Genomic DNA, 26,404 nt, shown 5'->3' with positions numbered 1-26,404 from the left:
TCCCCACCTCCCACGCCCCTACCCGTCGCCCCGCGTCCCACTCACCACGAAATCCCCAACTCCCCCCACCGGAGCCCTTCGTGAATCGCATACGCTCCCTCGCCCTGCTGGGCGCCGCCACTCTCACCGCCACCGGACTGACCGCCCTGACCGCCGGCACGGCGCGGGCGGCCGACGTCGATGTCGCCCGCAACGGCGGATTCGAGTCGGGTCTGTCGAACTGGAGCTGCACGGCCGGCAGCGGCGCCGCCGTCGCCGGCCCGGTGTTCGCCGGAGCGGGCGCCCTCAAGGCCACCCCGGCCGGGTCCGACAACGCCCGGTGCAGCCAGACCGTCACGGTCAAGCCGAACTCCACGTACACGCTGAGCACGCAGGTCCAGGGCAGTTACGTCTATCTCGGCGCGAGCGGCACCGGCACCCAGGACGTCTCCACCTGGACCCCGGGCAGCGGCGGCGGCTGGCAGAAGCTGTCCACCACCTTCACCACCGGCCCCTCCACCACCCAGGTCACCGTCTACACCCACGGCTGGTACGGGCAGCCCGCCTACCACGTGGACGCCTTCTCCGTCTTCGGCCCGGACGGCGGCGGGGGCACCGACCCCGGCCCCTCGGTCCCGGGCGCGCCGTCCGGACTCGCGGTTTCCGGCCAGAGCCCGAACGCGCTCACCCTTTCGTGGAACGCGGTCAGCGGAGCGGACGGATATTACGTCCACCGGGACGGCGCGCGGGTCGCCACCGTCTCCGGGACCACCGCCACGCTCGGCGGACTGACCCCCGACACGGCCTACTCCTTCCAGGTGAGCGCGTACAACCAGGCGGGTGAAGGCCCCCGTTCGGCCCCCGTGCCGGGCCGGACCACCGGTGGCGGCGGCGATCCCGGCAACCCGGCCGTGCCCCGGCACGCGGTCACCGGCTACTGGCAGAACTTCAACAACGGCGCGACCGTCCAGAAGCTCTCCGAGGTCCAGGCCCAGTACGACATCATCGCCGTCTCCTTCGCCGACGCCACCGCCACGCCCGGCGCGATCGCCTTCAACCTCGACTCGGCGGGCCTCGGCGGCTACACGGTGGCCCAGTTCAAGGCCGACATCGCCGCGAAGAAGGCGGCGGGCAAGTCGGTCGTCCTGTCGATCGGCGGCGAGCGGGGGACCATCACGGTCAACGACGCGGCCTCGGCGAACAACCTCGCCGATTCGGCGTACGCGCTGATGCAGGAGTACGGCTTCAACGGCATCGACATCGACCTGGAGAACGGCCTCAACGCCACCTACATGACCCAGGCGCTGCGCTCGCTGTCCCAGAAGGCGGGCCCCTCGCTGGTCCTGACGATGGCTCCGCAGACGATCGACATGCAGTCGACGTCGAACGCCTACTTCCAGACGGCGCTGAACGTCAAGGACATCCTCACCGTCGTCAATATGCAGTACTACAACAGCGGCTCGATGCTGGGCTGCGACGGCAAGGTCTACTCGCAGGGCTCGGTCGACTTCCTCACGGCCCTGGCCTGCATCCAGCTGGAGGGCGGCCTGGCCCCGTCCCAGGTGGGCCTGGGCGTCCCGGCCTCGCCCAGCGGGGCGGGCAGCGGCTACGTGTCGCCGGCCGTGGTGAACAACGCCCTGGACTGCCTCACCCGCGGCACGAACTGCGGATCCTTCAAGCCGTCGAAGACCTACCCGGGGCTGCGCGGCGCGATGACCTGGTCGACGAACTGGGACGCGAAGGCCGGCAACGCGTGGTCCAACGCGGTGGGTCCGCACGTGCACAACCTGCCGTAGCGGGTACGTGTGGGGGTGGCCGGTTCGGACCTCTTGACCGGGCCATGTCAGAAGCGCACGCTGTGCGCGTCCGCACGGCTACCCCCACACTCCACACCCAGGAGATCGCATGCGGCTACGCACTCGCAGGAGGACCGCCACCGTCGCGGCCCTGCTGGCGCTCGCCCTCGGCGCACCCGCCTACGGTATGAGCGCGACGGCCTCATCGCCGCCCACCCCGTCCACCGCGACCCAGGACGAGGCCATCGTCCAGTACGAGATCCACGGCCCCTCGACCCCTGCCGACCGCACCGCGCTCCTCGCCCACGGCGTCTCCGTCGACGAGGTGGACGACCACGCGGTCGTGGTCAGCGCCGACACCATGCAGGCGAAGAAGCTGCGCTCGCTCGGCTACAAGCTGGAAGCCCTCCCCGGCCCGCCCGACCGGTCGCTGCCGGGCCTGACGGCGGCGCCCATGGACTTCCCCTCGGCCGACTCCCGCTACCACAACTTCGCCGAGATGATGACCGAGATCGACCAGCGCATCGCGCAGTACCCGGCCATCATGAGCAAGAAGGTGATCGGCAAGTCGTACCAGGGCCGCGACCTGGTCGCGATCAAGATCAGTGACAACGTGGCGACCGACGAGAACGAGCCGGAGGTGCTGTTCACGCACCACCAGCACGCCCGCGAGCACCTCACCGTCGAGATGGCGCTGTACCTGCTCAAGGAGTTCGGCTCGAAGTACGGCTCGGAGTCGCGCATCACCAACGCCGTCAACGGCCGCGAGATCTGGATCATCCCGGACCTCAACCCCGACGGCGGCGAGTACGACATCGCCACCGGCTCCTACCGCTCCTGGCGCAAGAACCGCCAGCCCAACGCCGGTTCCTCGTACGTCGGCACGGACGAGAACCGCAACTGGAACTACAAGTGGGGCTGCTGCGGCGGCTCCAGCGGCAGCAAGAGCTCCGAGACCTACCGCGGTCCCGCCGCCGAGTCGGCGCCCGAGGTCAAGGCCGTCTCGGACTTCGTCCGCGGCCGGGTGGTCGGCGGCAAGCAGCAGATCAAGGCCGCGATCGACTTCCACACGTACAGCGAGCTCGTGCTGTGGCCGTACGGCTGGACCTACAACGACACCGCGCCCGGCCTGACGGCCGACGACCTGGCGGCCTTCAAGAAGATCGGCCAGAACATGGCCGCGAGCAACGGCTACACCCCGGAGCAGGCGAGCGACCTCTACATCACCGACGGCACGATCGACGACTGGCTGTGGGGCGACCAGAAGATCTTCGGGTACACCTTCGAGATGTACCCGAGGAGCGGCGGCGGGGGCTTCTACCCGCCCGACGAGGTGATCGACCGCGAGACCGCGCGCAACAAGGACGCGGTGCTCCAGCTGCTGGAGAACGCCGACTGCATGTACCGCTCCATCGGCAAGGAGGCGCAGTACTGCACGACGCCGTGACCCGCTGATCCGCTCTTCGGCTGAGCGGGTCCGCTGGTACGTGCCACGGGGCGCCCCACCGCCAGGGGGGCGCCCCTCGCGCGTCACCCCAGGACGGCGAGCGCGTCGATCTCGACGAGCAGACCGGCGGGCAGCCCGACGTACACGGTCGTCCGGGCCGCCGGCGCCTGCTTCAGGCCCTGCTCCGCGAAGTAGGCGTCGTAGATCTCGTTCATCTCCGCGAAGTGACCGGTGTCGGTGAGGTACACGCGGATCATCATCACGTCGTCCCAGCCGGCCCCGCCCGCCTCGAGCACCGCGCGGACGTTCTCCAGCGTCTGGAGCGTCTGCTCGCGCAGGGTGGGCCCGGCGGGCGTGGGCGGCCGGCCCGGGACGGCGGGCAGGAAGCCGACCTGGCCGGCGACCTGGAGGAGGTTGCCCTTGCGCACGCCGTGCGAGAAGGCGGCGGGCGGGGCGGTGTGGGTGGCGGGGGTGATGGCGGTCTTCTCGGTGCCGCTCGTGTCGGTCACGCGCCGTCCTCTCCTGAGTAGTCCTCACTGATGGCATCGGCGGTGCGCCGTACCAGGGGCAGCAGTCCGAGCAGTTCCTCGCCGCTGACGACCACACTCGGCGCGGAGAGCGACATCGCGGCGGCGACCCGCCCGCCGGGGCCGCGCACGGGCGCACCGACGCAGTTGATGCTCTCCTCGTGCCCGCCGAGGTCGGTGGCCCAGCCCCGCTCGCGCACGAGGTCCAGCTCGTGCAGGAAGGCCTCGGCGCCGGGGGTCGAGCGGGCGGTGTAGCGCGGGTAGTCGATCCGGGCGGCCAGCGCCCGGCGCTCGGCCTCCGGCAGGTCGGCCAGCAGCACCTTGGCGACGGCGGCGACCGTGAGCGGGACGGGCTTGCCGATACGGCTGTACATCCGTACCGGATAGCGGCTGTCGACCTTGTCGACGTAGAGGACCTCGTCGTCCTGGTGCAGGGCGAGGTGCACGGTGTGGCCGGTGGCCTGGTTGAGGGCCACGAGGTGCGGGTGGGCGATCTCGCGCAGGTCCAGGCCCTCGACGGCCTCGGCGGCCAGCGTGAAGAGCCGGGAACCCAGCCGGTAGCGGCCGTCGTTCTGCCGGTAGACGAACCCGTGCTCGTCGAGCGTGCGCAGCAGGCGCAGGGCGGTGCTCTTGTGCACGTCGAGGGCGCCGGCCACCTCGCCGAGCCCGGCGGCGCCGCGGGCGAGCAGCGGCAGGATGCGCAGGGCCCGGTCGAGCGACTGGCTCATGGCGGTCGGTCCCTTCCCGGCGGGCAGCGGTCGGCGTTGACCCGCCGTCACGCGGGATGTTAGACAGCGGCGAGCACCTCACGCAACGACCGTTGCACCCAGCGCAACGAGCGCGTCGCGTACGACCAGCGCACCACAGGAGGCACCCATGACCGGCGCAGCAGTACGGGACCTCGCCCGGGAACCCCTCGACCACCGCTTCAAGGGCCTGCCGCCGGACGCCGAGGCCGCCGCCCTCACGGTGGGCGAGCTCGCCGCCCAGCGCCGCAACCTCTTCACCGGCGGGTTCACCACCCCCGTGCTGACCCTGGACGCCGAGGCGCTGGAGCACAACCTGACCGCCCTGGGCACCTACGCGGCCCGCCACGGGCTCGCCTTCGCCCCGCACGGCAAGACCTGCATGGCCCCGCAGCTCTTCGAGCGCCAGCTGGCCCACGGCGCCTGGGGCATCACCGCCGCCGTCCCCCACCAGGCCCGCGTCTACCGCGCCTTCGGCATCCAGCGGATCTTCCTCGCCAACGAGCTGGTGGACACCGCCGCCCTGCACTGGGTGGCCGCCGAGCTCACCGCCGACCCCGGCCTCACCTTCGTCTGCTACGTCGACTCCGTGCGCGGGGTCCAGCTCATGGACCGGGCCCTGGCCGGCCGCACCACCCGCCCGCTCGACGTCGTCGTGGAGCTCGGCGCCGGCGAGGGCGCCCGTACGGGAGCCCGTACGGAGGAGGACTGCCGGGCCGTCGCGGACGCCGTCGCCGCCACCACCACCCTCCGGCTCGTCGGCGTGGCCGGCTACGAGGCGGAGGTGCCCGACGCCGACCCCGACCGGGTGGCCGCCTGGCTGCGCCGGCTCACCGCGCTCGCCGTCGAGTTCGACAAGGACGGCCGCTTCGCCGACGTACCGGAGATCGTCGTCAGCGCGGGCGGCAGCGCCTGGTTCGACTCCGTGGCCGAGGTCTTCGCCGAACTCCCGCGGCTGTCCCGCCCGGTGCTCAAGCTGCTGCGCTCGGGCGCGTACGTCTCCCACGACCACGGCTGGTACACCCGGCTCACCCCCTTCAACCGGGTCCCCGAGGAGGGCGGGCTGCGCCCGGCGTTCCGGCTGTGGACCCAGGTGGTCTCCCGGCCCTCCCCCACCCAGGCCTTCGTCAACGCCGGCAAGCGGGACATCGCCTACGACCTCGGGCTCCCCGAGGCCGAGCTGGTGCGCGACGCCCAGGGCGGCACCGAGCGCCCGGCGACCGGCGTGCGCGTGGTCAAGCTCTCCGACCAGCACGCCTGGCTGGAGACCGAGCCCGGCACGGCCCTGGAGGTCGGCGACTGGGTGGCGCTCGACATGTCCCACCCCTGCACCATCTTCGAGAAGTGGCCGCTGATCCCCGTCGTCGACGCCGACGGCACCGTCGGCGACCTGATCCGTACGTTCTTCTAGCCGCCGTGGACCTGGTCGTACGCGGGGCCCGTGTCCTCGACGGCACCGGCGGCCCCGCGTACACCGCCGACGTCGCCGTCCACGACGGCCGCATCGTGGAGATCGGCCGGATCCGCGCGGGCGGCCGGCGCACCCTGGACGCCGACGGGCTCGCGCTGGCCCCCGGGTTCATCGACATGCACGCCCACAGCGACCTCGCGCTGCTGCGCGACCCCGACCACAGCGCGAAGGCCGCCCAGGGCGTCACCCTCGAAGTCCTGGGCCAGGACGGGCTGTCGTACGCGCCGGCCGACGAGCGCACCCTCGGCGAGGTCCGCACCGCCATCGCCGGCTGGAACGGGGACGGCGCGGACGTCGGGATGGACTGGCGGACCGTCGGGGAGTACCTGGACCGCCTCGACCGCGGCATCGCGGTCAACGCCGCCTACCTCGTCCCGCAGGGCACCGTCCGCGCCCAGGTCGTGGGCTGGACCGACCGCCCGGCCACCGCCGCCGAAGTCGACCGGATGCGGGAGCTCGTCGCCGAGGGCCTGCGCCAGGGCGCCGTCGGCATGTCCTCGGGGCTGACCTACACCCCCGGCATGTACGCCGACGACGCCGAACTGACCGCGCTGTGCCGGGTCGTGGCCTCCTACGGCGGCTACTACTGCCCGCACCACCGCAGCTACGGCCGCGGCGCCCTGCGCGCCTACGCCGAGATGATCGAGCTGGCTCGCACGGCGGGCTGCGCCCTGCACCTGGCCCACGCCACCATGAACTTCGCCGAGAACGCGGGCCGGGGCGGCGAGCTGCTGACCCTCCTGGACCGGGCCCTGGCGGCCGGCGCGGACCTGACCTTCGACACCTATCCGTACACCGCCGGCTCCACCACGCTGGTGGCGCTGCTGCCGAGCTGGGCCGGCGAGGGCGGCCCCGACGCGGTCCTGGCCCGCCTCGCCGACCCCGCGAGCGCCGACCGGATCCGCCACGCGCTGGAGGTACAGGGCTCGGACGGCTGCCACGGGGTGCCGGTGGACTGGCGAGCGGTGGAGATCTCCGGCACCGGCGACCCGGCGCTGGCCCACCACGTGGGCCGGCGGCTGGACGGCTGGGAGAGCGCCCGCCGCCTGCTGATCGAGGACCGGCTGGCCACGACCGTCCTCCAGCACGTCGGCCACGAGGAGAACGTCCGCACGATCATGCGCCACCGGGCGCACACCGGCGGCTCCGACGGCATCCTGCGCGGCGCCAAACCGCACCCCCGCGCGTACGGCACCTTCCCGCACTACCTGGGCCACTACGTCCGCGAGTTGGGCGTGCTCACCCTGGAGGAGTGCGTGGCGCACCTGACCGGCCGCCCCGCCGCCCGCCTGCGGCTGCCCGACCGGGGCCTGCTCCGCCCCGGCTTCCGCGCCGACCTGGTCCTCTTCGACCCCCGCGAGATCGCGGCCGGTTCGACGTACGCACGCCCGCGCGCGCTGCCCGCCGGCATCCCGCACGTCCTGATCGACGGCCGCCCCGTCATCCGCGACGGGCGCCGCACGGACGTCCTGGCCGGCCGCTCCGTCCGCCGGACGCCCCTTGCGCCGCCCATACGATGAACACATGTCGGCCTTCGCCCCCGCGCTCCTGCTCTTCCTCGTCTTCTGCGTCAGCGTCCGCAAGGACCGCCGGCGCTTCCAGAACGCCGTCCTGCTCGGCCTGACGTTCATCCTCACCTCGCTGGCCCTGCTGTGGCAGGTGGCCAAACTGCCTTTCTGGCTGGCCCAGTTCGTCCTCGTGGCCGTCTTCGCGCTGCCCCTGTTCGGGGTCGTCGCCCTCGGCGTCTTCCTGATCGCCAACGGCGTCACGATGATCCGCAAGGAGGGCGGCCGGCCCGCCAACCTGCTCTCGATGCTCGCCGGTCTCGCCATCTTCGGGATGATCGGCCTGCTGATCGCCGTTCAGCTCTCCGGCTCCCTCGTCCTCGACGGCGTCGTCGCGGCGCTCACCCTGATCAGCGTCTACGTCTCGTTCGTCTTCCTGTGCTTCCTCGGCTACGCCTACCTCTACGGACGCATCCGGGTCCGCGGCGACGTCGACTTCGTCGTCGTGCTCGGCTCGGGCCTGATCGGCGGGGAGCGGGTGCCGCCGCTGCTGGCCTCCCGCCTGGAGAAGGGCCGGCAGATCTACGCCGCCCAGCTCGCCCGGGGCGGCCGGGTGCCGGTGCTGCTCACCTCCGGCGGCAAGGGCGAGGACGAGAAGCTGGCCGAGTCCCGTGCCATGGCCGACTGGCTGATCGCCCAGGGCGTCCCGGAGGAACACGTCCGCCTGGAGGACCGCTCCCGCACCACCGAGGAGAACCTCGCCTTCAGCCGCACGATCATGGCGGAGGCCGTCCCGGGCTACCGGTGCGTGGTCGTCACCAACAACTTCCACGCCTTCCGGGCCGCGATGATGGCCCGCAAGGCCGGGGTCGACGGCCAGGTCCTCGGCTCGCCCACCGCCCGCTACTTCTGGCCCAGCGCCACCATCCGCGAGTTCGTCGCCGTCTTCTGGGAGCACCGCGGGGTCAACCTGATCATCTGCGGCATCCTGGCCGCCTTCGGCGTACTGGTCGCCCTGCTGTCCCACTGAGCCGCCGCCGCGCTGAACCCCGGGCCGGGAACGGCCGGGGCCGCGGCTGCCCCCCGGCAGCCGCGGCCCCTCCGCCCCGTGGGGGTTCCGTACGGGCCGCTACACCCGCTGCCACAGCGCCGGCACGTTCGGCGGCTCCCAGCCCGTCTGCGCCTGGTGGCCCTGGAGGCAGCGGTAGCTGCCGCCGCCGTACGTCACGGTGTCGCCCGCGGCGTACACCGCGCCCGCCTTCCAGCTGCCGCCCGGCTCCGGCTCGGGGCCGGGGCCCGGGCCCGGGTCGGAGCCGGTGACCTTGAGCGTCAGCCCGTACGCGGACAGCAGCGGGTTCAGCGGCTGGAAGAAGGTGGTGCCGCCGCTGGAGCAGTTCCCCGAACCGCCCGAGGTCACGCCCTGGGCCTGGCTGCCGGAGATGTACGAGCCGCCGGAGTCCCCGGGCTCGGCGCACACCGTGGTGCGCGTGACGCCCGAGATCGTGCCCTCGGGGTAGGTGACGGAGGTGTTGTGCTGCTGGATCGTGCCGCAGTGCCACCCGGTGGTCGAGCCGGAGCGGCACACCGAGGCCCCGACGGGCTGCAGCACCGAGCCGGTGACCTGCACGCTCGCACCGCCGCTGCCCTTGACGTAGGGGGTGGCGGTCCAGGAGGAGTTCGCGGCCACCCACGCCATGTCGCTGCCCGGGAACACCGACGCCTGGAACGAGCCCTGCGCGACCCGGTTGAACCCGGTCGTCGTCGTCCCGGCCCGCCCGCAGTGCCCGGCGGTGGCGAAGCCCTGCGTGGTCCCGCGGGTCACCGGGAAGCCGACCGAGCAGCGGCCGCTGCCGTTCATGTAGTACGCGTCCCCGCCCCGCAGGTCGTACAGCGGACGCGGTGCCTCGGCCGTCCGCTCCACCCGTACCAGGCCGGCCGGCACCTTGGCGGCGGCCAGCAGCCGGGCCGCGGCGCCCGCCTCGGTCTCCTCCACCACCAGCACGTTCGCCCGCTGGTCGACGTAGCGGACCGGGGTCGCGGCGGTGGCGCCCGCGTCCAGGGCGGCCCTGGCGGCGTCCAGCGTGCCCAGCGCGTGCGGGACCACCTTCGCGAGCGCCCCGGCGGCGCGTATCGCGGCGGTGTCGGCGGCCCGGGTGGTGGCCACGGTCAGCGTCTGCGCCTGGTCGCCGTCCACCCAGGCCCCCGCGAAGGACCCGGCGAGGTCCGCCCGCAGCCGGGCGGCCGTGGCCCCGGCCGCGGCCTCGTTGGCCAGCCGCGCCCGGGCGCGGGCCGGGTCCAGGCCCAGGTCGCGCTGGAGGGCGGCGAGCAGCTCGGGCTGCGCGTCGGCGGTGCGCAGGGTGACGGCCGCGGACGGGGCGTCGCCGGCGGCCGCGGCGGCGGCGCTCGCGCCGGCCGTACCGGCCGTACCGGCGAGCAGCAGACCGGCGGCCGCGAGGGCGGTACACGCCGCGCGGGCGTGTCGCTTGAGCATGGGGGATCTCCTCGGTCGGAGGTTCGGTGGGGGTCTGCCGAAACCCTAGGAATCCCCGACCGGGGCGCGGGAGCTGCCAGTTGGCCCCTCCCTTCGCGTTATGGCCCCGCCACCCGTCCGGCCGACATGCGTTCATGCGCGGGCCGTCGCAGGATGGGGGCCTGGGGGCATCCGAGGGAGGTACGACATGGCCACTGAAGGCGACGAGCAGCAGCCCGGGGGCAAGGCCCGCCCGGCCAAGCTGTGGACCGGCGGGGAACGCGCCTACGACCCCGAGGACCTCGTCATGGCGACGGGCGCGGACCCGACTCCGGAGCGGGTGGAGAAGGCCCGGAAGCTGATCGAGAAGGAGGGGCCGCAGGTCATCGAGCGTTACCTGCCGTAGTACGCACGTACGGCCCCGGCCCCTCCGCGCGCCCGGGCGGAGGGGCCGGGGAGCGCGGTCGGGCCGCCGCTCAGCGGAAGCACTCGAACGGGATCGTGATGCTGTTGCTCCGGTCCCCGTTCTCCACGACCAGGAAGAACTTCTTGTCGCCCAGGGAGAAGCGGCCGCTGACCACCAGGGGGATCTTCGCCCCCCTCTCCAGGGTCCCGGAGGAGGGGCTGATCACCACCGCCGGCGCCTTCCGCCAGGCCGAGCGGGCCGGCAGCCTGCCGTTCACCGCCGGCTCCTCGGGGTAGCGGTACTCGGCCAGGACGGCGTGCGCCTTGAAGGAGGCCCGCCCGTTCGAGGGGGTGAGGTAGACGCCGGTACCGTCGTGGATCTTCGGCATACAGGTGATCATGAACCCGCCCGACTTCCCGGCCGGGCGGAAGGGGTCCAGCGGCCCGACGTCGTTGATGCCGCCCGGCAGCCCGTCCTCGTACGGCCAGACCTTGTCGCGCGGGGCCTTCAGGCCGTCCTTGTCCACCGTCCTGCCCGGGACCGGCAGGGTCCCCGGGAACTTGCCCCCGGGCGTCGCCGAGGGCCGGGCCGAGCCACCCCCCTGACCCGCACTGCCACCACCCGGGGCCGAGGTCCCGGACGCACGCGGCCCGGACCCTCCGGACGCCCCGCCTGACGCCCCTCCGGACGCCCCGCCCGGGGAACCCCCCGCCGCCGTCCCGCCCTCGCAACCCGCCACCGACAGCACCACCAGCGCCGCCACCGCCACGCCGGCCCTCACCCCACGTCGTCGCATGTCACCGAGTGTGAAGCCTGCCGACTGATCGACTCAAGGGAGGCGTCTGCGAAGCTGGAGCGTAAAAAACCTCACCCCGAGAAGGGACCGGACACCGCAATGCCCCAGGTCAAGCTGACCACCAACCATGGCGCCCTCGTGATCGACCTGAACGAGGAGAAGGCGCCGCTGACCGTCGCGAACTTCCTCTCGTACGTGCAGGCCGGGCACTACGACGGAACGATCTTCCACCGGGTCATCCCCGGTTTCATGAACCAGGGCGGCGGCTTCACCGCCGACATGAACCAGAAGCCGACCCAGGCGCCGGTGCAGAACGAGGCCACCAACGGCCTGAAGAACAAGAAGTACACGGTCGCGATGGCGCGCACGAGCGCCCCGCACTCCGCGACCTCGCAGTTCTTCATCAACACCGCGGACAACGCCTTCCTCGACTTCACCTCCGAGACGATGCAGGGCTTCGGCTACGCCGTCTTCGGCGCCGTCACCGAGGGCCAGGACGTCGTGGACTCCATCGCCGCCGTCAAGACCGGCCGCGCGGGCGGGCACGCCGACGTCCCCGTCGAGCCGGTCGTCATCGAGAAGGCCGAGCTCCTCTGAGCCGCTTCCTGAACCGCTGCCGCTGAGCGGGCCAGCGCTTCCGCGTGCGCGGCCCGGGCGTGGTCGAGTACGGCCGCGGCCCGGGCCGCCGCGCGCGCCGCGGGGTGCCAGCCCAGCAGGTGCCGCCACACCAGCGGCGCCCCGGCCAGCGGCCGGGTCACCAGCCCCGGGGTGGCGGGGAACGTCGCCCGGCACAGCCCGACGGCCCGCCCCACCTGCACCAGGTGCACGCAGGAGGCCGTATCCGTCTCGTACACGCAGGCGGGCGTGAACCCGGCCCGCACGCACGCCGCCGCGAAGCAGTCCCCGAAGCAGCCGTCGCCGGGTACGTCGGTCCACGCCTCCGCGGCCAGCTCCGCCAGCCCGATCTCCGCGCGCGGCGCCAACGGATGGTCCTCGGCGAGCATCACGAGCACCGGGTCCCGCGCCACCTCCAGCCACGCCAGCCGCCCCGGCTCGGGCGGCGCGCTCTCCCCGCACACCCCGACGAGCGCGAAGTCCAGCCGCCCCTCGGCGACCTGCCGGGCGATCTCCGTCTCCGACCACGCGGTGTACGTCGCCACCCCGGCCCCCGGCTCGCCGCGCGCGATCCGGTCGACGACCCCGCCCAGCAGCGGCCCGTGCGTCCCGCCGAGCCGGTACCCCTCGGTCCCCTGCCGCGCGAAGCGCACGGCCTCCTCCTGGAGCTCGCACAGCGCGGGCAGCACCACCCGGGCCCGCTCCACGACCAGCTCGCCGAGCGGGGTGGGCCGCACCCCGTCCCGGCCGCGCGTGAACAGCTCCCCGCCCAGCACCCGCTCGATCCGCTTCAGCTGCGCGCTGAGCGCCGGCTGGGCGAGCCCGAGGGCGGTGGCCGCCCTGGTCAGGCTTCCGGCGTCGGCGATGGCCCTGACCGTCTTGAGGTGCCTCAACTCCAAGTCCATCCCCCGAGCTTGGTCCAGACCTGCCCCCTCGCGCTACGGTCGGGAGCCAGAAGGAACGTGACGCCTGCCGGTCGTCCGTCGTTCACCCGGTATGCACTCCACCGACGTCGACTGGGACCACCCGACCGACCCGCGCCCCGGCTGGCAGCTCGACCACGTCCGCTCGTACGTCGAAACCGGCGGCACGGACGGCCACATCTGGCACGGCGTCCCCACCCTCCTCCTCACCACCGTGGGACGCGTCTCGGGCCGGGCGGTCCGCACCCCGCTCATCTACGGCGAGGACGAGGACCGCCTCCTGGTGGTCGCCTCCAACGGCGGCGCCCCCGAACACCCCGCGTGGTACCGCAACCTGCTGGCCTGCCCGGAGATCCGCGTCCAGGTCGGCGCGGAGGTCTGCGCGGCGAAGGCCCGCACGGCGACGCCGCAGGAGCGGGAGACGTACTGGGGCGTGATGACGGGCCTGTGGCCCCAGTACGACGAGTACCAGGAGCGCACGGACCGCGAGATCCCCCTGGTCATCATCGAGCGGACGCCCGCCCTGGCGGACTGAGCCGCCTGGCGGGCTAACAGGTGGGCCCGACGCCGTCGATCCGCCCGCCGAAGTCGCCCTGGTAGTCACGGCGCCAGTCGCCGTTGTGGACGGACCGCGTCTCCTTCGGCCCCCAGTTGATGAAGCACGCGTCGGTGCCCGCGACGAACGACCCGACGTGGTCGTGCAGCCCGGCCGGCATGTCCCGGTAACCGCTGTGCCGCGTCCACTCCCAGCTCTGGCCGCGGTAGTCCGCCTTGGAGTAGAAGCAGACCGAACCCCCGGGACAGGCCGGCACGGCGCCGGCCGCCGAGGCACTGGTGGGCATCAACAACGAGGTCAGCGAGACGGCGGCGGCGAACGCCAGGGAACGCAGCTTCATGGAAGCCTCCGTGGGGGGAGCGTCAGGGATGGCCCGACCGGGCCGAGACGCCGATCATGATCGCGAGCGTCCCGGTGGACATGCCAGCCCAGCACGCCGAGACCACCCGATCAGAGCAACTCCCCGCGCGGCGCCGCCAGCTCGAACCACACCACCTTCCCGATCCCGCACGCCCGCGGGTACGCCCCCACTCCCCCGCCAGCGCGGCGACGATCGCCAGCCCCCGCCCTCCCTCGTCCGCCGCCCGGGCGGCCCGGACCACGGGCAGCGCCCGGTTCGCGTCCAGCACCTCCACCCGCAGCCGGTCGTCCGCCCACGCGGCCCGCATCCACACCTCCCGGCCGGGTGGCACCCGGGCGTGCCGGGTGGCGTTCGCCATCAGCTCGCTGAGCAGCAGCACCGCCGTGTCCACGGTCTCCTCTGCGGTCCGCAGCCTCCCGCGCCGGGTAAGGGCCGCACGAGCAACGGCACCGGGGGTGCTGTCCGTTGTACCCAGGCGGTACCCGGGGAGGACAGGCGCGATGAACGAGGCGTGGCGGTATTGCGGCAACCAGATCAAGCTGTGGCGTACGGAGGCGGGGGTGTCCCGGGAGGAACTGGGCGCGGAAGCCGGGTACGCGGCGGACCCCGCAGCTTCAGCCGTACGCAGAACCGGTCCGTCGGCGCCCGAATGGCCCGATGGAGCGTCCCCGGGCAGTCTGGAGGTGTGACGCCCGAGGCACCCGCCACGGGCCGCGGTGCCGTCGCGGGGTTCCTGGAGAACCCCGTCATCGGCATGGCCCCGTGGATCATCTTCTCGCTGCTGGTCGGTCCCGGCCGGTTCGAGATCGCGGTCGTCCTCGCCCTGGTGACCACGATCGTGCTCGTGGCCGCCGGGCGGATCGTCCACCGGGGCAGTTCCTGGAAGCTGCTGGAGATCGCCGACCTGGTCTTCTTCGCCGGCATGGCCGTCGTCGGCGCCTTCGCGAGCGACGGCACCCGGCGGTGGCTGGAGACGTACGCCGGCGAGGTCTCCAACATCGCCCTCTTCCTGATCGCGTTCGGCTCGATGGCGGTCCGGATGCCGTTCACCCTCCAGTACGCGCGCGAGCAGGTCGACCGGGCGCACTGGGACTCGCCCGCGTTCCTGCGGACGAACTACGTCATCACCGGGGTGTGGGGGCTGGCCTTCCTGGTCGCGGCCGTCGCGGGCGCGTACGGCGATCTGGTGCTGCGCAACCCGAACAACATCTGGACCGGATGGATCATCCAGATCCTGGCGATCGTGGCGGCGCTGCGCTTCACCGCCTGGTACCCGGACGTGGTCCGCGCCCGCGCGCTGCGCGAGGCCGGGCAGCCCGGGCCGGAGCCGCCCCACCTGGCGGGGCTGCTCCTGCCGCTGGCCGGGCTGCTGGTGCCCATCGGGATCGCCGTCCTGATCTTCGACGACATGTGGTGGCTGGGGGTGGCCCTGATCGTGGCAGGCAGTCTGCTCACGAAGGCCCTGGCGGCCCGCGCGGGAGGCTGACCGCGACCGGGACCGAGGCGGGCACCTCCGCGGCAACACCAGGGCCGGCGGTGGCTGGCGGCCGACCGCACGTGACCGACGGGCAGGACGGGCAGGACGGGCCTACTCGCAGCCGACGCCGTCGCCGTCCCGGTCGAGGTGGCGGCCGTAGCCCGGCTCGCCGCGGCGCACGGGGGCGGCGCCGGCCGCCCGGGCCGCCGTGCAGTTCTTGTAATAGGCACTGCCGTCCCCACCGCCGCCGCTCCCGCCGGTCGTGGACAGGGCGTACGAGGTGACCGTCACCGTGACGGTCGGCGCGGGCGCCGTGACGGTCACCGTCGCGGTCGCGGTGACCGTCGCCGTGGGAGCCACCGGTTCGGGCGTCACGGTGGCGGTGGCCGTCACGGTGACCGTGGGCGCCGGCTTGGCGTCCGCCTTCGGCGCGGACGACGTGCCGCAGCCGACGGCGGAGACCAGGAGCGCGGCGGATATGCACCCGTACGCGAGCACGACCGTGCGACGGGTGGGGCGGGTGGGGCGGGATGCGGACGTCACGGCGGACGGCAGGGCGGAAGGCATGCGGAAGTTCCCTTCGGCGGCGCGGAGATGCCCGGCTCGGGAGTGCGGTGTCACCGAGCGGGGGCGCCATCGTTCCACAGCCCCGCACCCCCCACACGCAATTCCGCATACCAGTCCCCAGCGTCTCCCCTCACCCGACGTCGTAGACGGTGACGGCGACCCCCCGCTCGCACAACGCCCGCTCCACCAGGGGTCCCACCCGGGCCCACGTGCCCCCCGCCAGACCGCACCCGATGCGCGGCATGTGGACGGACGCCCCCAGCTCCAGCGCGTGCCCGGCCAGCGCGTCGAGACACCGCTCCAGCGCCTCGTACCGGATCGGCGGCCCGCTGCTGCCGGTGCGTATGCCGCGCTGGCCCACCATGTTGGCCACCCACACGTCCGCCCGGACCTGCACCACCTGTACGGCGCCGAGCGCGAAGTCGTTCCCGCTGCGCCCGCGGTGCCAGGCCCGGTACGCGGCCTCCGGCTCGGACCAGCGCTTCGACAGCGCCAGTACGAAGCCCTTTCCCCACCCCCCGAGGTCGTTGCACACGTGCGCGATGATCTTCGGCCCTTTGGCCTGGGGACTCGTCGCATCCCCCCGGATGACTCTCAACGGCTCCATCTGCCTATCCTCCAACCTCCCACTGACATCCCCTCCGAGGCAGAAGGCGGCGCCGACCAGCCATGGCAACCGACCACCCCACCGACCGCTCGTTCCGGACGGCCGTCAGCATCGGCGTCAGCCTCGACGGTTTCATCGCCCGTCCCGACGGCGACATCGAGTGGCTCACCACGCGCGGCGCGCTGGCCGGCGACACGGGCTACCTGGAGTTCCTGGCGGGCATCGACACCGTCGCCCTGGGACGCAAGGCCTACGAGAAGGTCCTGACCTTCGGTTTCTGGCCGTACGAGGGCAAGCGCGTCGCCGTCCTCAGCACCACCCTCACCACCGACGACGAGCGCGTCACCGTCCACCGCACGCTCGCGGACCTGCTGGCCCACCTGACCGCCTCCGGCGCGGAGAACGTCTACGTCGACGGCGGCCGGCTGATCCAGACCTTCGTGCGCGAGGGGCTGCTGGACGAACTCACCTTCACCACGGCCCCCGTCCTGATCGGTTCCGGCATCCGCCCCTTCGGCGAGCTCGACGCCGACCTCGACCTGCGGCTCACCGCCGCGAAGGTGCTGGACGCCGGGTTCATGCAGACGACGTACACGCTCACCGGCCGCTGAGCACACGGACTTTGATCAAGCAGACCCGCCCCGCCTAGCATGTGCACGCCATACGCCCGTCCCTCACGAAAGCGAGCCATGCGCCTCCAGCGGATCCAGCGGGCCCTCGCCACCGCCGCCACCCTCGTCGCCCTCGCCACGCTCACCGCGTGCGAGGACAAGGAGCCCGGCGCCAGGCCGGGCACCACGCCCGCCGCCGCCCCCTCGCAACCGGCCGCCGCGGGCGGCGCGGCCGCGGGGTCGGGCACGGACGGCATCACCTCCCTGGCCGACGCGCAGCGCTACGTCCAGCAGCAGACGGTCTCGTGCGAGGACCTGAGCACGAACCCGAAGGACTCGCGCCTGCCCCTCACCGACCTCACGACGGTCGGGAAGTGGTCGGTGACCCAGCGCGGCGTGTGCAGCGACCGGGTCGAGCGCGGGGAGCTCATCTTCTACATGACCTCGGACATGAAGGAGTTCCAGACCCGCTACAAGCAGCACGTCATGGACAAGATCGCGGCCGGCAACGGTACGTACGGCCAGACCAGCCGCGTCTTCGTCGGCAAGAACTTCGCCGTCACGCCGACCTCGACCAAGACGGCCCTGCTCCTGTCCAGGTCGGACCTGCGGATCCTGACCTGCAACCCGATGTCCCGGGTTCCCGAGGGCTACAAGCGGGAGGCCGCGCTGGTGGAGCACTGCATGCTGAGCGACTTCGTCAACAGCTCGGACGGCTCCGGCAGCCCGAACTTCGAGCACCCGCAGAACCCCGACGCCTCCGAGAAGCCGGGCCAGCCGGCCCAGGGCAGCCTCGGCCTGCCCAAGGCGTCGAGCCTGAACGAGCTGAAGCAGCTGGTGCACCCGCACACCGTGGACTGCACGAACATGTCCACGGCCGCCGACGCGGTCGCGGTCAGCTCGATCGACTACGCCCCGGCCGTCGACGGCGCACCCAGCGCGTGGGGCATCAAGGACCGGGCGATCTGCGGCGATCTGGGCGGGGAGCGGCGCGCGCACAACCTGAACTGGCTGAGCACGGTCTCCGACATGAAGACGCTCCAGCAGAAGGCGAAGGCGGCGCAGCAGGAGGACCTGAAGGACGGCCGCCTGAAGGCCACGGTCAGCAAGCTGATGGTCGGCGAGAACATCGTGGTGGAGACCAACGACAAGTCGGTCCGCCACGGCCTCTACCAGCTCCAGTTCCTCTACCTGAACTGCGAACCGGGCTTCAAGGCCCCGTCGGGCTACCGCCTGGAGAAGTCCCAGGTGGACGGCTGCGTCCTGACGAACTACGAACGCTGACCCCGAAACCGAAAAGGCCCGCCTCCGCCCCTCACCCCGTACCGTGGACGCATGACCGCCGCCGACGCCTGGGACCCCGCCGGCCCCGGGGTGTTGCGGTTGCCTTCCGGGCGGCTGGTGCGGGGGCGGGGGGTGCGGTGGGGGGTGCCCGACGGGGCCGTGCCCGGGTTCGGGCTGCTCCTGCTGGGCAGGGAGCCCGACCTCGGCGCTACGCCCTGGGAGGTGCGGTGGCTGCGCTGGCCGGACTTCTGGGTGCCCAGCAGCCATCGCCAGGCGTACGCCGCCCTGCGCGAGGTCTGGGAGCGGGCCGCCGGTGAGCGGGTCGAGGTGGCCTGCGGTGGCGGGCGGGGGCGTACGGGCACCGCGCTGGCCTGCCTCGCCGTGCTCGACGGGGTGCCGGTCGAGCGGGCCGTGGCGTTCGTACGGCGGCACTACCACCCCCGCGCCGTCGAGACCCCCTGGCAGGCGCGGTACGTGCGGCGGTTCGGGCCGCCCGACGCCTCCGCGTGACGAGCGCAACATCCGCGCCGGGGCGCCCGTACACCGTCCAGGCATTCCGCAGGTCCGGGCCCACCTCCGCCCCCGTTTCCAAGGGCGGCCGCCGCCCCCACCCACCCGTCCCGTCAATCTGGACATTTCGGCACGGCCCGATCGGCCGGAATGCCGAAGCGGGCGGGCCCCCGGCCCCGTAAGCTCCCGTCATGCAGGTGATCCAGTCAACGAAGCTCGCCAATGTCTGCTACGAGATCCGCGGCCCCGTCCTCGAAGAGGCCATGCGGCTCGAAGCGGCAGGTCATCGCATCCTCAAGCTCAACACCGGCAACCCCGCGGCCTTCGGCTTCGAGTGCCCGCCGGAGATCCTTGAGGACATGCTCCGCAACCTGGGCAACGCCCACGGCTACGGGGACGCGAAGGGGCTGCTGTCCGCACGCCGTGCGGTGATGCAGCACTACCAGACCAAGGGCATCGCACTGGACGTCGAGGACATCTACCTCGGCAACGGCGTCTCCGAGCTGATCCAGATGTCCATGCAGGCACTCCTCGACGACGGCGACGAGGTGCTCGTCCCGGCACCGGACTACCCGCTGTGGACCGCCTCCGTCTCGCTGGCCGGCGGCACGGCCGTGCACTACCGCTGCGACGAGCAGTCCGACTGGATGCCGGACCTCGCCGACATCGAGCGCAAGATCACCGACCGCACCAAGGCGCTGGTGATCATCAACCCGAACAACCCCACGGGCGCCGTCTACGACGACGACATGCTGCGCGGGCTGACGGACATCGCCCGCCGTCACAACCTGATCGTCTGCTCGGACGAGATCTACGACCGGATCCTGTACGACGGCGCCACGCACACCAACACCGCCGCCATCGCCCCGGACCTGCTGACGCTGACCTTCAACGGGCTGTCCAAGAACTACCGCGTGGCCGGCTACCGCGCGGGCTGGATGGCGGTCTGCGGGCCGAAGAAGAACGCCTCCTCCTACATCGAGGGGCTGACGATCCTGGCCAACATGCGGCTGTGCGCGAACATGCCCTCGCAGCACGCCGTGGCGACCGCGCTGGGCGGGCGGCAGTCGATCGAGGACCTGGTGCTGCCCGGCGGGCGGCTGCTGGAGCAGCGCGACACCGCGTACGACATCCTCACCGGGATCCCCGGCATCACCTGTGTGAAGCCGAAGGGCGCGCTGTACCTCTTCCCGCGCCTGGACCCGGCCGTCTACAAGATCAAGGACGACCGGCAGATGGTCCTGGACCTGCTGCGGGCCGAGAAGATCATGGTGGTGCACGGCACCGGCTTCAACTGGTCCGAGCCCGACCACTTCCGGATCGTGACCCTGCCCGCCGCCCCGGACCTGGCCGATGCCGTGACCCGGATCGGCACCTTCCTGGACGGTTACAGCCAGCCCTGATACGGCCTTCAATCGGATACAGCTCAACTTTAGACCGGATCCAATGTAGGATGGTCTCCTGACGACGCAGGAGGCCATCCCCATGTACGAGCCGATCCGCACGAAGTCGGTCCACCGCATGGGCGGCGGCCGCGCCGACTACCCGCACCGCAGCCGCGGCGAGGAGCTGGACATCCAGCTCGCCGGGCACCTCTCCGCCCTGCTCGCCGTGACCGACGAGCTGGGTCTGGACGAGGCCGGCGGCCAGATCGCCGCCCAGGTGGCGCGGCTGCGCGGCGCGCAGCCCGTACGCCGTACCGTCCCGCAGGGCGCCGAAGCCGCGGCCCTGCACCGGCGCGCGCACGATCTCGCCGCCCGCGCCCTGGTGGTCGCCGCCTCGCGCGCCGACACCGCCGCCGCGATCCTCGCCGCCGAGCGCATGGACGCGCACACCGCCGCCCTCGACCTGGCCGGCGCCCACTGACGGCCCCGGTCCGAGGCCGCGGAGGCCTCGGACCGGGAGCCATCGCCCCCCATATCCACCCATCCCCACCTGGGTGGATACCCCTGTGACCCGTGCTCGCACGATGTGCGACCATCGCTCGTCGCACACCACCCTGGGGGGTTCATGCCAACGTTTCCGGCGTCGCCGAGACGTCCGCTTTCCGCCGTTCTGACGGGCCTGCTCACCGTCCTCGCCACCGTCCTCGCCACCCTGCTCCTGCCGGCGGGCACCGCCGCGGCCGCGCCGGTCGCCGAGGACTGCGTCGCCGTCACCGAGGGCCGGCACGCGGGAACGTTCGCCACCGCCGGGCAGACGCACTGCCTGGAGCTGCCGAGCCCGCAGGGCGCCCGGATCGCCGCCCTCACCTCGCGCGGCGGCGCGGGCGTCACCGTCCGGGCCGAGGTGGTCGACAGGAACGGCACCGCCCAGTGCACCGCCCAGGAGCTGAGCCGGGGCGGCTGCGCCCTGACCGGCACGGCCCCGTTCCGCGCGCTGGTGCGCGCCGGGGACGAGTCCGCGACCGGCCCGTACGGCGTGCACTTCGTCCGTACGGACATGGCCGGCAACGGCTGCCAGGTCCTGCCCGCCGGGAGCTTCGCCGACGACGCGGCGGCCGTACGCCTGGAGACCGGCAACGGCGTCTTCTCGCACTGCCTGACCATCCCGGCCGACGCGCACTCCGGCTCCGAGCTCCTGCGGATCCGCTACGCGCGCCCGGACGGCGACGAGCTGTGGCCGGACTACGAGATCAGTCTCGTCGACACCGACGGCAACGGGCCGCCCAGCTGCTACAACCACCCCGCCCCCGGCCAGTCCCTGCGGACGGACGGTCTCACGAGCTGCTCCTTCACCGAGGGCAAGGCCTACACCGTGCTGCTCGAGGGCCAGGACGCCCCGCGCGTCCACACCCTGGACCGCCGCGACGTCACCGCCACGGCCAAGGGCTGCGCCGCCTCCGCCGCGACGGCAGTCGGCGCCCCGGCCGTGTCCGGCACGTCCGGCGGGAACGGCAGCCTGCGCTGCCACCGGATCACCACGGCCGCCGCCACGGACCGGCTGATCCTCAACCCGCGGGACGCCCTCGACGCCACGCACCAGCTGGTCATGAGCGACAACGGCGGGATCGTCTGCCACCAGAAGACCCGGGCGTGCTCGGCCACCGGTTCCACCGGCTACCAGGTCGTCACCCAGGTCCCGGAGAACTGGACCCTGCCCGCCTCCTACAAGCTCGACGCCTGGCGGATCTCCACGGCGTCCGGTCCGGGGCCCGAGTGCGCACGGCCGGCCTCGGTCGCGTACGGGTACGGCCCGCTCACCGGCACGCTCTCCGAGGAGCGCACCGGCGTGTGCGCCGTCCTGCCGAGCGTTCAGGGTGACTCGTTCAAGGCCGAGATCACCGCCACGGACGGCGGGACGCATACCCCCGAGCCGGCGCTCTACAACGACACCGGCCGCAACCTCTGCACGGGTCACGCGTCCCCGTACAGCTGCCAGGCCGGCGACCGGAGCGTGTTCGCCCTCGCGCTGCCGGACGGCACGGACCGTACGGCGTACCGCGCCGCGCTCGTCTGCGACTACGCGCCCTGCGGCCCCGAGGAGGTGAGCGTCGGGACGGTCACGCCGGCCACCGCGCAGAGCGGTTCGGTCGCCACCCTCACCGTGCAGGGCACGGCGCTGGGCATGAGTACCACCGTCCAGCTGACCGGCGGTCCGGCGCCGCTGACGGCCACGACCACCTCGGTCTCCGACGACGGCCGCACGCTGAAGGCCACCGTCGACCTGCGTACCGCGCCCGCCGGCCACTGGAGCGTCACCGTGACCGCGGCCGGCTTTTCGTACCCGCGCGGCACGCTGACGGTGACGCCGGCCCCGGCCTCCGGCCTGGGGACGTACAAGCCGATCACGCCCACCCGGCTGATGGACACCCGTGAGGGTCTCGGCGCGCCGAAGGCCAAGGTGGCCGGCGGTACCAGCGTCGCCCTCCAGGTGACCGGTACGGCGGGGATCCCGGCGTCGGGTGTCACGGCGGTCGTCCTCAACGTCACCGCCACCGACCCGACCACCGCCAGCCACGTGTCGGTCTACCCGAACGGCACCCCGCGCAGTACGGCGTCCAACCTCAACTTCACCGCCGGGCAGACCATCCCGAACCTGGTCGTGGTCCCGGTCGTGAACGGGAAGGTCAGCTTCTACAACAACGCGGGCGCCGTGGACCTGATCGCGGACGTCGCCGGGTACTACACCACCGACGGCACCGGTTCCACGTACAAGCCGATCACGCCCACCCGGCTGATGGACACCCGTGAGGGCCTCGGCGCGTCCAAGGCCAAGGTGGCCGGCGGTACCAACGTCACCCTCCAGGTCACGGGGAAGGCCGGCATCCCGGCCACCGGGGTCACGGCCGTGGTCCTGAACGTCACGGCGACCGAGCCGACGACCGCCAGCCACGTGTCGGTGTACCCGGACGGCACCGCCCGCACCACCGCGTCCAACCTCAACTTCACCGCCGGGCAGACGATCCCGAACCTCGTCATCGTCCCCGTCGTGAACGGGAAGGTCAGCTTCTACAACAACGCGGGCGCCGTCGACCTCATCGCGGACGTCGCCGGCTACTACACCACCGACGGCACGGGCTCCGGCTACAAGCCCGTCGCCCCGACCCGGCTCATGGACACCCGTGAGGGCCTCGGCGCGCCGAAGGCCAAGGTGGCGGGCGGTACCAGCGTCGCCCTCCAGGTGACCGGTACGGCGGGCATCCCGGCGTCGGGCGTCACGGCGGTCGTCCTCAACGTCACCGCCACCGACCCGACCACCGCCAGCCACGTGTCGGTCTACCCGAACGGCACCCCGCGCACCACCGCGTCCAACCTCAACTTCACCGCCGGGCAGACCATCCCGAACCTCGTCATCGTCCCCGTCGTGAACGGGAAGGTCAGCTTCTACAACAACGCGGGCGCCGTCGACCTCATCGCCGACATCGCCGGCTACTACACCTCCTAGCGCCGGAAGGCCCCCGCGTCCCACCTCTGTGCCCGGCCGGTCATCCGGCCGGGCACCGGGCTTTCAGCGTCCCCGTGACGGCGGGGCGGGGTCCGTCGTCGCGGCCGCGCACCACGGCACCAGGCCCGGCGTCCAGCGGGGCCAGGCGGGGCCGATCGCCTCGGTCTCGGCGACCTCGCCCGCGGGGACGGGCGGGACTTCGACCAGGGTCTCGGTCACCGGGCCGCTCTCGCCCTGACGGAAGCTCACCCGTACGGCGCGCGCGGCCGGTCCGGTGCCGTCGCCGACCACCTCGACCCGGGCCAGCGCCCGGCGGGTTGCCGGATCGATTCGGCAACCCGTCACCGAGACCGAAGCCGCAGGCCCCGGGGCCTCCCGGGGGCCGCCGTTCGCCCACAGGTAGAGTCCCAGGGGGCCGAACACCAGCAGTGCCGCGAGCGCCATCAGCGCCGCCACCCAGCCACGCACGTGCGTCATGTTCCCCATCATCCTCCGGCCTTCGAAGTGGGACGAGCTCGTCACCCGACGTTCACCCAACTCAGCGCGGAATGTGGGTTTCCGCGAGCACGCTGCACCCGTGAGACGCATACTCGGAATTGCCCTCGCGGTGGTGTTGCTCGGTGGTGTTCTCACCATCCTGGCCACCAACCTGCTGAAGGGCGAAGGCACGGCAACGACGACCGTGCACGGTGTGATCGGGTCGGAGAAGGCGGCGTTCTTCGACGATCCCGAGGTCAAGAAGGCCCTTGCCGACAAGGACTTCACCGTGACGACGGAGACGTCCGGCTCCTGGGCGATGGATCAGCTGCCCCTGGAGAAGTACGGCTTCGCGTTCCCCAGCAGCAGCGAACCGGCCGCCGAGATCGAGGCGAAGGTCGACCTGAAGGGCGCGCAGACGGCCAAGCCGTTCTACTCGCCACTGGTCGTCATCGCCCGCGGCAACGCCGCGAAGGTGCTGGCCGACAACGGCCTGGTCAAGATGAGCGGCAACACCGGCACCCTGCTGATGGAGCCCTACCTCAAGGCCGTCTCCGAGGGCCGCACCTGGCAGCAGCTGCCGGGCTCGTCCTCGTACGCGGAGCTGGCCGGCACGGTGTTCATCCGCACCACCGACCCCACCACGTCCAACTCCGGCGCGCTGTTCCTCGCCGCGACCTCCAACGTCCAGAACAACAAGACGATCGTCTCCGACGACGCCGGTATCGAGCGCACCGCCCCGCTGATGCACAAGCTGATCAGCGTGCAGGGGTCGCTCGCGCAGAGCACCGACGACCCGTTCCGCGCGTTCATAAGCGGCGCCGGTGACCCGCTGATCCTGGCGTACGAGTCGCAGGTGGCCTCGCTGCTGATGCAGAAGCAGGAGCCGGGCGACATGGTGGTGCTCTACCCGGACACCACCGTCAACACGGAGCACACCTTCGTGCCGCTGAGCGAGCCGGCGAAGAAGCTCGGGGCGCTGCTCGCCACCGACCCGAAGCTGCGCGAGCTGGCCATCAAGCACGGCTACCGCCCCAAGGACGGGCTGGCCGAGTTCGCCAAGGCCACCGATGCGCACGCCGGCTTCCTCAACCAGAAGCTCGCCGGCATCCGCCAGGTGAACACGCCCAACGTCAAGATCCTGATGGCACTCGCGCAGCGGGCCAAGGGCTAGGGGGAACGCACCACCATGACGCTGACACCTCCCGGGGACGCCCCGCTCGTCCTCAGCCCCCCGGAGCCCGTCGCTCCCGTCCGCAAGGAGCAGGCCGCCGGCCTGGTCCCGCTGCAGGACGGGGTGCGCGAGGAGATGGCCCGCCGGGCCGGGGAGTACGTGGGTTCGCTCGCCGGACTCGACGCCCGCTCCCCCGAGTTCACCACCCGCCTCGGCGAGATCGCCGGTCTCGGTTCCGCCGACATCCGCAGCGCCGCGCAGGCCTCCAACCGGATGCTGGACCGGGCCGTGCGCTCGCTGGGCTCCGAGGGCGGCGACGCGCAGGCGCGCGTGGCCGGGTCCCTGGTGGAGCTGCGCCGTACGGTCGAGGACCTCGACCCGCGGGAGTCGCCCGCCAAGGGGGCGCGCAAGCTGCTGGCGAAGCTGCCCGGCGGCAACCGGTTCCGCGACCACGTCGCGAAGTACGCCTCCTCGCAGACCACGCTCAGCCGGATCGTGAGCGCGCTGCGCAGCGGCCAGGACGAGCTGCGCCGCGACAACGCCGCGCTGCACACCGAGCGGGCGCGGCTGTGGGAGACCATGGGCAAGCTCCAGGAGTACGCGGTGCTCACCGAGGCGCTGGACGCGGCCGTCGAGCAGCGCGTCGCCGAGGCCGAGTACGCCGATCCGGCGCAGGCCGACGCCCTGCGCGCGGACGTGCTCTTCCCCGTCCGGCAGAAGCACCAGGACCTGCTGACCCAGCTCGCGGTGTGCGCGCAGGGATATCTGGCGATGGACGTCGTACGGCGCAACAACGACGAGCTGATCAAGGGCGTCGACCGGGCCGCGACCACGACCGTCTCGGCGCTGCGCATCGCGGTGATGCTGGCGGCGGCGCTGGACAACCAGCGCACGGTGGCCGAGCAGGTCAACGCGCTGCGCGGGACGACCGAGGACCTGATCCGGGGCAACGCGGAGATGCTGTCCACGCAGAGCGGGGAGATCCAGCGGATCGCCGCCGACCCGGCGGTGGGCACCGAGACGCTGCGGACGGCGTTCGGGCAGATCTACAAGACGCTGGACGCGATCGACACGTACAAGGTGCAGGCGACGGAGTCGATGGCCGCCACCGTGGAGGCGCTGACCGGCGAACTCCAGGCGGCCTCGGCGTACCTGGCCCGCACCCGCACCTCCTCCAGCCTGGAAGGCGGCACCCTGTGAGCCCTCGTTCCG

26 protein-coding genes and 2 pseudogenes are annotated in these 26,404 nt (G+C 72.5%); 18 read left to right on the top strand and 10 right to left on the bottom strand.

The features are described 5' to 3' along the window. Nucleotides 1-80: 80 nt before the first annotated feature. Nucleotides 81-1,775 (top strand): chitinase, encoded by a 1,695-nt coding sequence (locus ACIPXB_RS26855; RefSeq protein WP_401453952.1) that lies wholly within the window; start codon nucleotides 81-83, stop codon nucleotides 1,773-1,775. A 109-nt stretch (nucleotides 1,776-1,884) separates the two neighbouring features. After that, entirely contained in the window at nucleotides 1,885-3,222 is a 1,338-nt protein-coding gene (locus ACIPXB_RS26850) for a M14 family metallopeptidase (RefSeq protein ID WP_401453951.1), read from the top strand. A gap of 83 nt (nucleotides 3,223-3,305) precedes the next feature. Here the strand turns inward: ACIPXB_RS26850 and ACIPXB_RS26845 are convergent, their stop codons facing one another. Both ACIPXB_RS26845 and ACIPXB_RS26840 read right to left on the bottom strand, forming a co-directional pair. Then, entirely contained in the window at nucleotides 3,306-3,731 is a 426-nt protein-coding gene (locus tag ACIPXB_RS26845; RefSeq protein WP_401453950.1) for a RidA family protein, read from the bottom strand. Continuing rightward, entirely contained in the window at nucleotides 3,728-4,477 is a 750-nt protein-coding gene (locus tag ACIPXB_RS26840; RefSeq protein ID WP_401453949.1) for an IclR family transcriptional regulator, read from the bottom strand. The genes ACIPXB_RS26845 and ACIPXB_RS26840 overlap by 4 nt, the downstream gene beginning before the upstream one ends. Nucleotides 4,478-4,625: 148 nt before the next feature. On the opposite strand from ACIPXB_RS26840, the gene ACIPXB_RS26835 reads away from it, so the two are divergent. Genes ACIPXB_RS26835 through ACIPXB_RS26825 form a run of 3 tightly spaced genes read left to right on the top strand, consistent with a single transcriptional unit; the run spans nucleotide 4,626 to nucleotide 8,501 of the window. Then, the gene (locus ACIPXB_RS26835) at nucleotides 4,626-5,906 is read left to right on the top strand and encodes an alanine racemase (protein ID WP_401453948.1); all 1,281 of its coding nucleotides are present in this window, start codon (nucleotides 4,626-4,628) and stop codon (nucleotides 5,904-5,906) included. Between the two features lie 5 nt (nucleotides 5,907-5,911). Further along, a complete protein-coding gene (locus ACIPXB_RS26830; RefSeq protein WP_401453947.1) occupies nucleotides 5,912-7,486 on the top strand; it encodes an amidohydrolase family protein in 1,575 nt (524 codons plus the stop codon). A 4-nt stretch (nucleotides 7,487-7,490) separates the two neighbouring features. Next, nucleotides 7,491-8,501 (top strand): YdcF family protein, encoded by a 1,011-nt coding sequence (locus tag ACIPXB_RS26825; RefSeq protein WP_401453946.1) that lies wholly within the window; start codon nucleotides 7,491-7,493, stop codon nucleotides 8,499-8,501. A gap of 99 nt (nucleotides 8,502-8,600) precedes the next feature. Here ACIPXB_RS26825 and ACIPXB_RS26820 read toward each other — a convergent pair whose 3' ends face one another. After that, nucleotides 8,601-9,962 carry a carbohydrate-binding protein gene (locus ACIPXB_RS26820; RefSeq protein WP_401453945.1) on the bottom strand — a complete coding sequence of 454 codons (1,362 nt, stop codon included), beginning with the start codon at nucleotides 9,960-9,962 and terminating at the stop codon, nucleotides 8,601-8,603. A gap of 187 nt (nucleotides 9,963-10,149) precedes the next feature. Here ACIPXB_RS26820 and ACIPXB_RS26815 point away from each other — a divergent pair, with 187 nt between their 5' ends. Beyond that, nucleotides 10,150-10,347 carry a hypothetical protein gene (locus ACIPXB_RS26815; RefSeq protein ID WP_401453944.1) on the top strand — a complete coding sequence of 66 codons (198 nt, stop codon included), beginning with the start codon at nucleotides 10,150-10,152 and terminating at the stop codon, nucleotides 10,345-10,347. 70 nt (nucleotides 10,348-10,417) lie between these two features. On the opposite strand, the gene ACIPXB_RS26810 is transcribed toward ACIPXB_RS26815, so the two are convergent. Next, a complete protein-coding gene (locus tag ACIPXB_RS26810) occupies nucleotides 10,418-10,873 on the bottom strand; it encodes a hypothetical protein (RefSeq protein WP_401453943.1) in 456 nt (151 codons plus the stop codon). A gap of 369 nt (nucleotides 10,874-11,242) precedes the next feature. Between ACIPXB_RS26810 and ACIPXB_RS26805 the strand changes: the two are divergent. Next, a pseudogene (locus tag ACIPXB_RS26805) lies at nucleotides 11,243-11,671 on the top strand (peptidylprolyl isomerase); the annotation flags it as partial. On the opposite strand, the gene ACIPXB_RS26800 reads toward ACIPXB_RS26805, so the two are convergent. Beyond that, complete coding sequence (locus ACIPXB_RS26800) at nucleotides 11,605-12,663, bottom strand: LysR family transcriptional regulator (protein WP_401453942.1); 1,059 nt, start codon at nucleotides 12,661-12,663, stop codon at nucleotides 11,605-11,607. The pseudogene ACIPXB_RS26805 and the gene ACIPXB_RS26800 overlap by 67 nt on opposite strands. A gap of 91 nt (nucleotides 12,664-12,754) precedes the next feature. Between ACIPXB_RS26800 and ACIPXB_RS26795 the strand changes: the two genes are divergently transcribed. Beyond that, nucleotides 12,755-13,216: a nitroreductase family deazaflavin-dependent oxidoreductase gene (locus ACIPXB_RS26795; RefSeq protein WP_401453941.1), complete on the top strand. Its 462-nt coding sequence runs from the start codon at nucleotides 12,755-12,757 to the stop codon at nucleotides 13,214-13,216. Between the two features lie 13 nt (nucleotides 13,217-13,229). Here the strand turns inward: ACIPXB_RS26795 and ACIPXB_RS26790 are convergent, their stop codons facing one another. Together ACIPXB_RS26790 and ACIPXB_RS26785 are read right to left on the bottom strand one after the other, a co-directional pair. After that, nucleotides 13,230-13,577, bottom strand: a complete 348-nt coding sequence (locus ACIPXB_RS26790) for a peptidase inhibitor family I36 protein (RefSeq protein WP_401453940.1) — start codon at nucleotides 13,575-13,577, stop codon at nucleotides 13,230-13,232. 22 nt (nucleotides 13,578-13,599) lie between these two features. Next, on the bottom strand, nucleotides 13,600-13,989 hold the full coding sequence (locus tag ACIPXB_RS26785; RefSeq protein WP_401453939.1) for an ATP-binding protein: 390 nt from the start codon (nucleotides 13,987-13,989) through the stop codon (nucleotides 13,600-13,602). Nucleotides 13,990-14,098: 109 nt separating this feature from the next. On the opposite strand from ACIPXB_RS26785, the pseudogene ACIPXB_RS26780 reads away from it, so the two are divergent. Next, nucleotides 14,099-14,203: pseudogene (locus ACIPXB_RS26780) on the top strand (transcriptional regulator); the annotation flags it as partial. An 80-nt stretch (nucleotides 14,204-14,283) separates the two neighbouring features. Continuing rightward, nucleotides 14,284-15,084 (top strand): hypothetical protein, encoded by an 801-nt coding sequence (locus ACIPXB_RS26775; RefSeq protein WP_401453938.1) that lies wholly within the window; start codon nucleotides 14,284-14,286, stop codon nucleotides 15,082-15,084. Nucleotides 15,085-15,186: 102 nt separating this feature from the next. On the opposite strand, the gene ACIPXB_RS26770 is transcribed toward ACIPXB_RS26775, so the two are convergent. Both ACIPXB_RS26770 and ACIPXB_RS26765 read right to left on the bottom strand, forming a co-directional pair. After that, nucleotides 15,187-15,642, bottom strand: a complete 456-nt coding sequence (locus ACIPXB_RS26770) for an excalibur calcium-binding domain-containing protein (RefSeq protein ID WP_401453937.1) — start codon at nucleotides 15,640-15,642, stop codon at nucleotides 15,187-15,189. 130 nt (nucleotides 15,643-15,772) lie between these two features. After that, nucleotides 15,773-16,249, bottom strand: coding sequence for a macro domain-containing protein (locus tag ACIPXB_RS26765; protein WP_401453936.1), 477 nt, complete (start codon nucleotides 16,247-16,249; stop codon nucleotides 15,773-15,775). Between the two features lie 62 nt (nucleotides 16,250-16,311). Between ACIPXB_RS26765 and ACIPXB_RS26760 the strand changes: the two genes are divergently transcribed. The 6 genes from ACIPXB_RS26760 to ACIPXB_RS26735 all read left to right on the top strand — a co-directional run bounded on the left by ACIPXB_RS26760 (nucleotide 16,312) and on the right by ACIPXB_RS26735 (nucleotide 23,541). After that, complete coding sequence (locus tag ACIPXB_RS26760) at nucleotides 16,312-16,860, top strand: dihydrofolate reductase family protein (protein WP_401453935.1); 549 nt, start codon at nucleotides 16,312-16,314, stop codon at nucleotides 16,858-16,860. 78 nt (nucleotides 16,861-16,938) lie between these two features. After that, a complete protein-coding gene (locus ACIPXB_RS26755; protein ID WP_401453934.1) occupies nucleotides 16,939-18,144 on the top strand; it encodes a hypothetical protein in 1,206 nt (401 codons plus the stop codon). 51 nt (nucleotides 18,145-18,195) lie between these two features. Further along, nucleotides 18,196-18,654 carry a protein-tyrosine phosphatase family protein gene (locus tag ACIPXB_RS26750; RefSeq protein WP_401453933.1) on the top strand — a complete coding sequence of 153 codons (459 nt, stop codon included), beginning with the start codon at nucleotides 18,196-18,198 and terminating at the stop codon, nucleotides 18,652-18,654. 191 nt (nucleotides 18,655-18,845) lie between these two features. Further along, nucleotides 18,846-20,057: a pyridoxal phosphate-dependent aminotransferase gene (locus ACIPXB_RS26745; RefSeq protein ID WP_401453932.1), complete on the top strand. Its 1,212-nt coding sequence runs from the start codon at nucleotides 18,846-18,848 to the stop codon at nucleotides 20,055-20,057. 82 nt (nucleotides 20,058-20,139) lie between these two features. Beyond that, entirely contained in the window at nucleotides 20,140-20,520 is a 381-nt protein-coding gene (locus tag ACIPXB_RS26740; protein WP_401453931.1) for a hypothetical protein, read from the top strand. 144 nt (nucleotides 20,521-20,664) lie between these two features. Continuing rightward, the gene (locus ACIPXB_RS26735) at nucleotides 20,665-23,541 is read left to right on the top strand and encodes a hypothetical protein (RefSeq protein ID WP_401453930.1); all 2,877 of its coding nucleotides are present in this window, start codon (nucleotides 20,665-20,667) and stop codon (nucleotides 23,539-23,541) included. 63 nt (nucleotides 23,542-23,604) lie between these two features. On the opposite strand, the gene ACIPXB_RS26730 is transcribed toward ACIPXB_RS26735, so the two are convergent. Next, nucleotides 23,605-24,018 (bottom strand): hypothetical protein, encoded by a 414-nt coding sequence (locus ACIPXB_RS26730; protein WP_401453929.1) that lies wholly within the window; start codon nucleotides 24,016-24,018, stop codon nucleotides 23,605-23,607. A gap of 100 nt (nucleotides 24,019-24,118) precedes the next feature. On the opposite strand from ACIPXB_RS26730, the gene ACIPXB_RS26725 reads away from it, so the two are divergent. Then, nucleotides 24,119-25,192, top strand: a complete 1,074-nt coding sequence (locus ACIPXB_RS26725) for a hypothetical protein (protein ID WP_401453928.1) — start codon at nucleotides 24,119-24,121, stop codon at nucleotides 25,190-25,192. Nucleotides 25,193-25,207: 15 nt separating this feature from the next. After that, nucleotides 25,208-26,392, top strand: coding sequence for a toxic anion resistance protein (locus ACIPXB_RS26720; RefSeq protein WP_401453927.1), 1,185 nt, complete (start codon nucleotides 25,208-25,210; stop codon nucleotides 26,390-26,392). Nucleotides 26,393-26,404 lie beyond the last annotated feature (12 nt).

The organism is Streptomyces sp. NPDC090022 (assembly GCF_044748145.1).
In the GTDB taxonomy this organism is placed as follows: Bacteria; Actinomycetota; Actinomycetes; order Streptomycetales; family Streptomycetaceae; genus Streptomyces.
The sequence above is the reverse complement of the archived record's forward strand: the minus strand, read 5'-3'. Positions and strand labels throughout refer to the sequence as shown.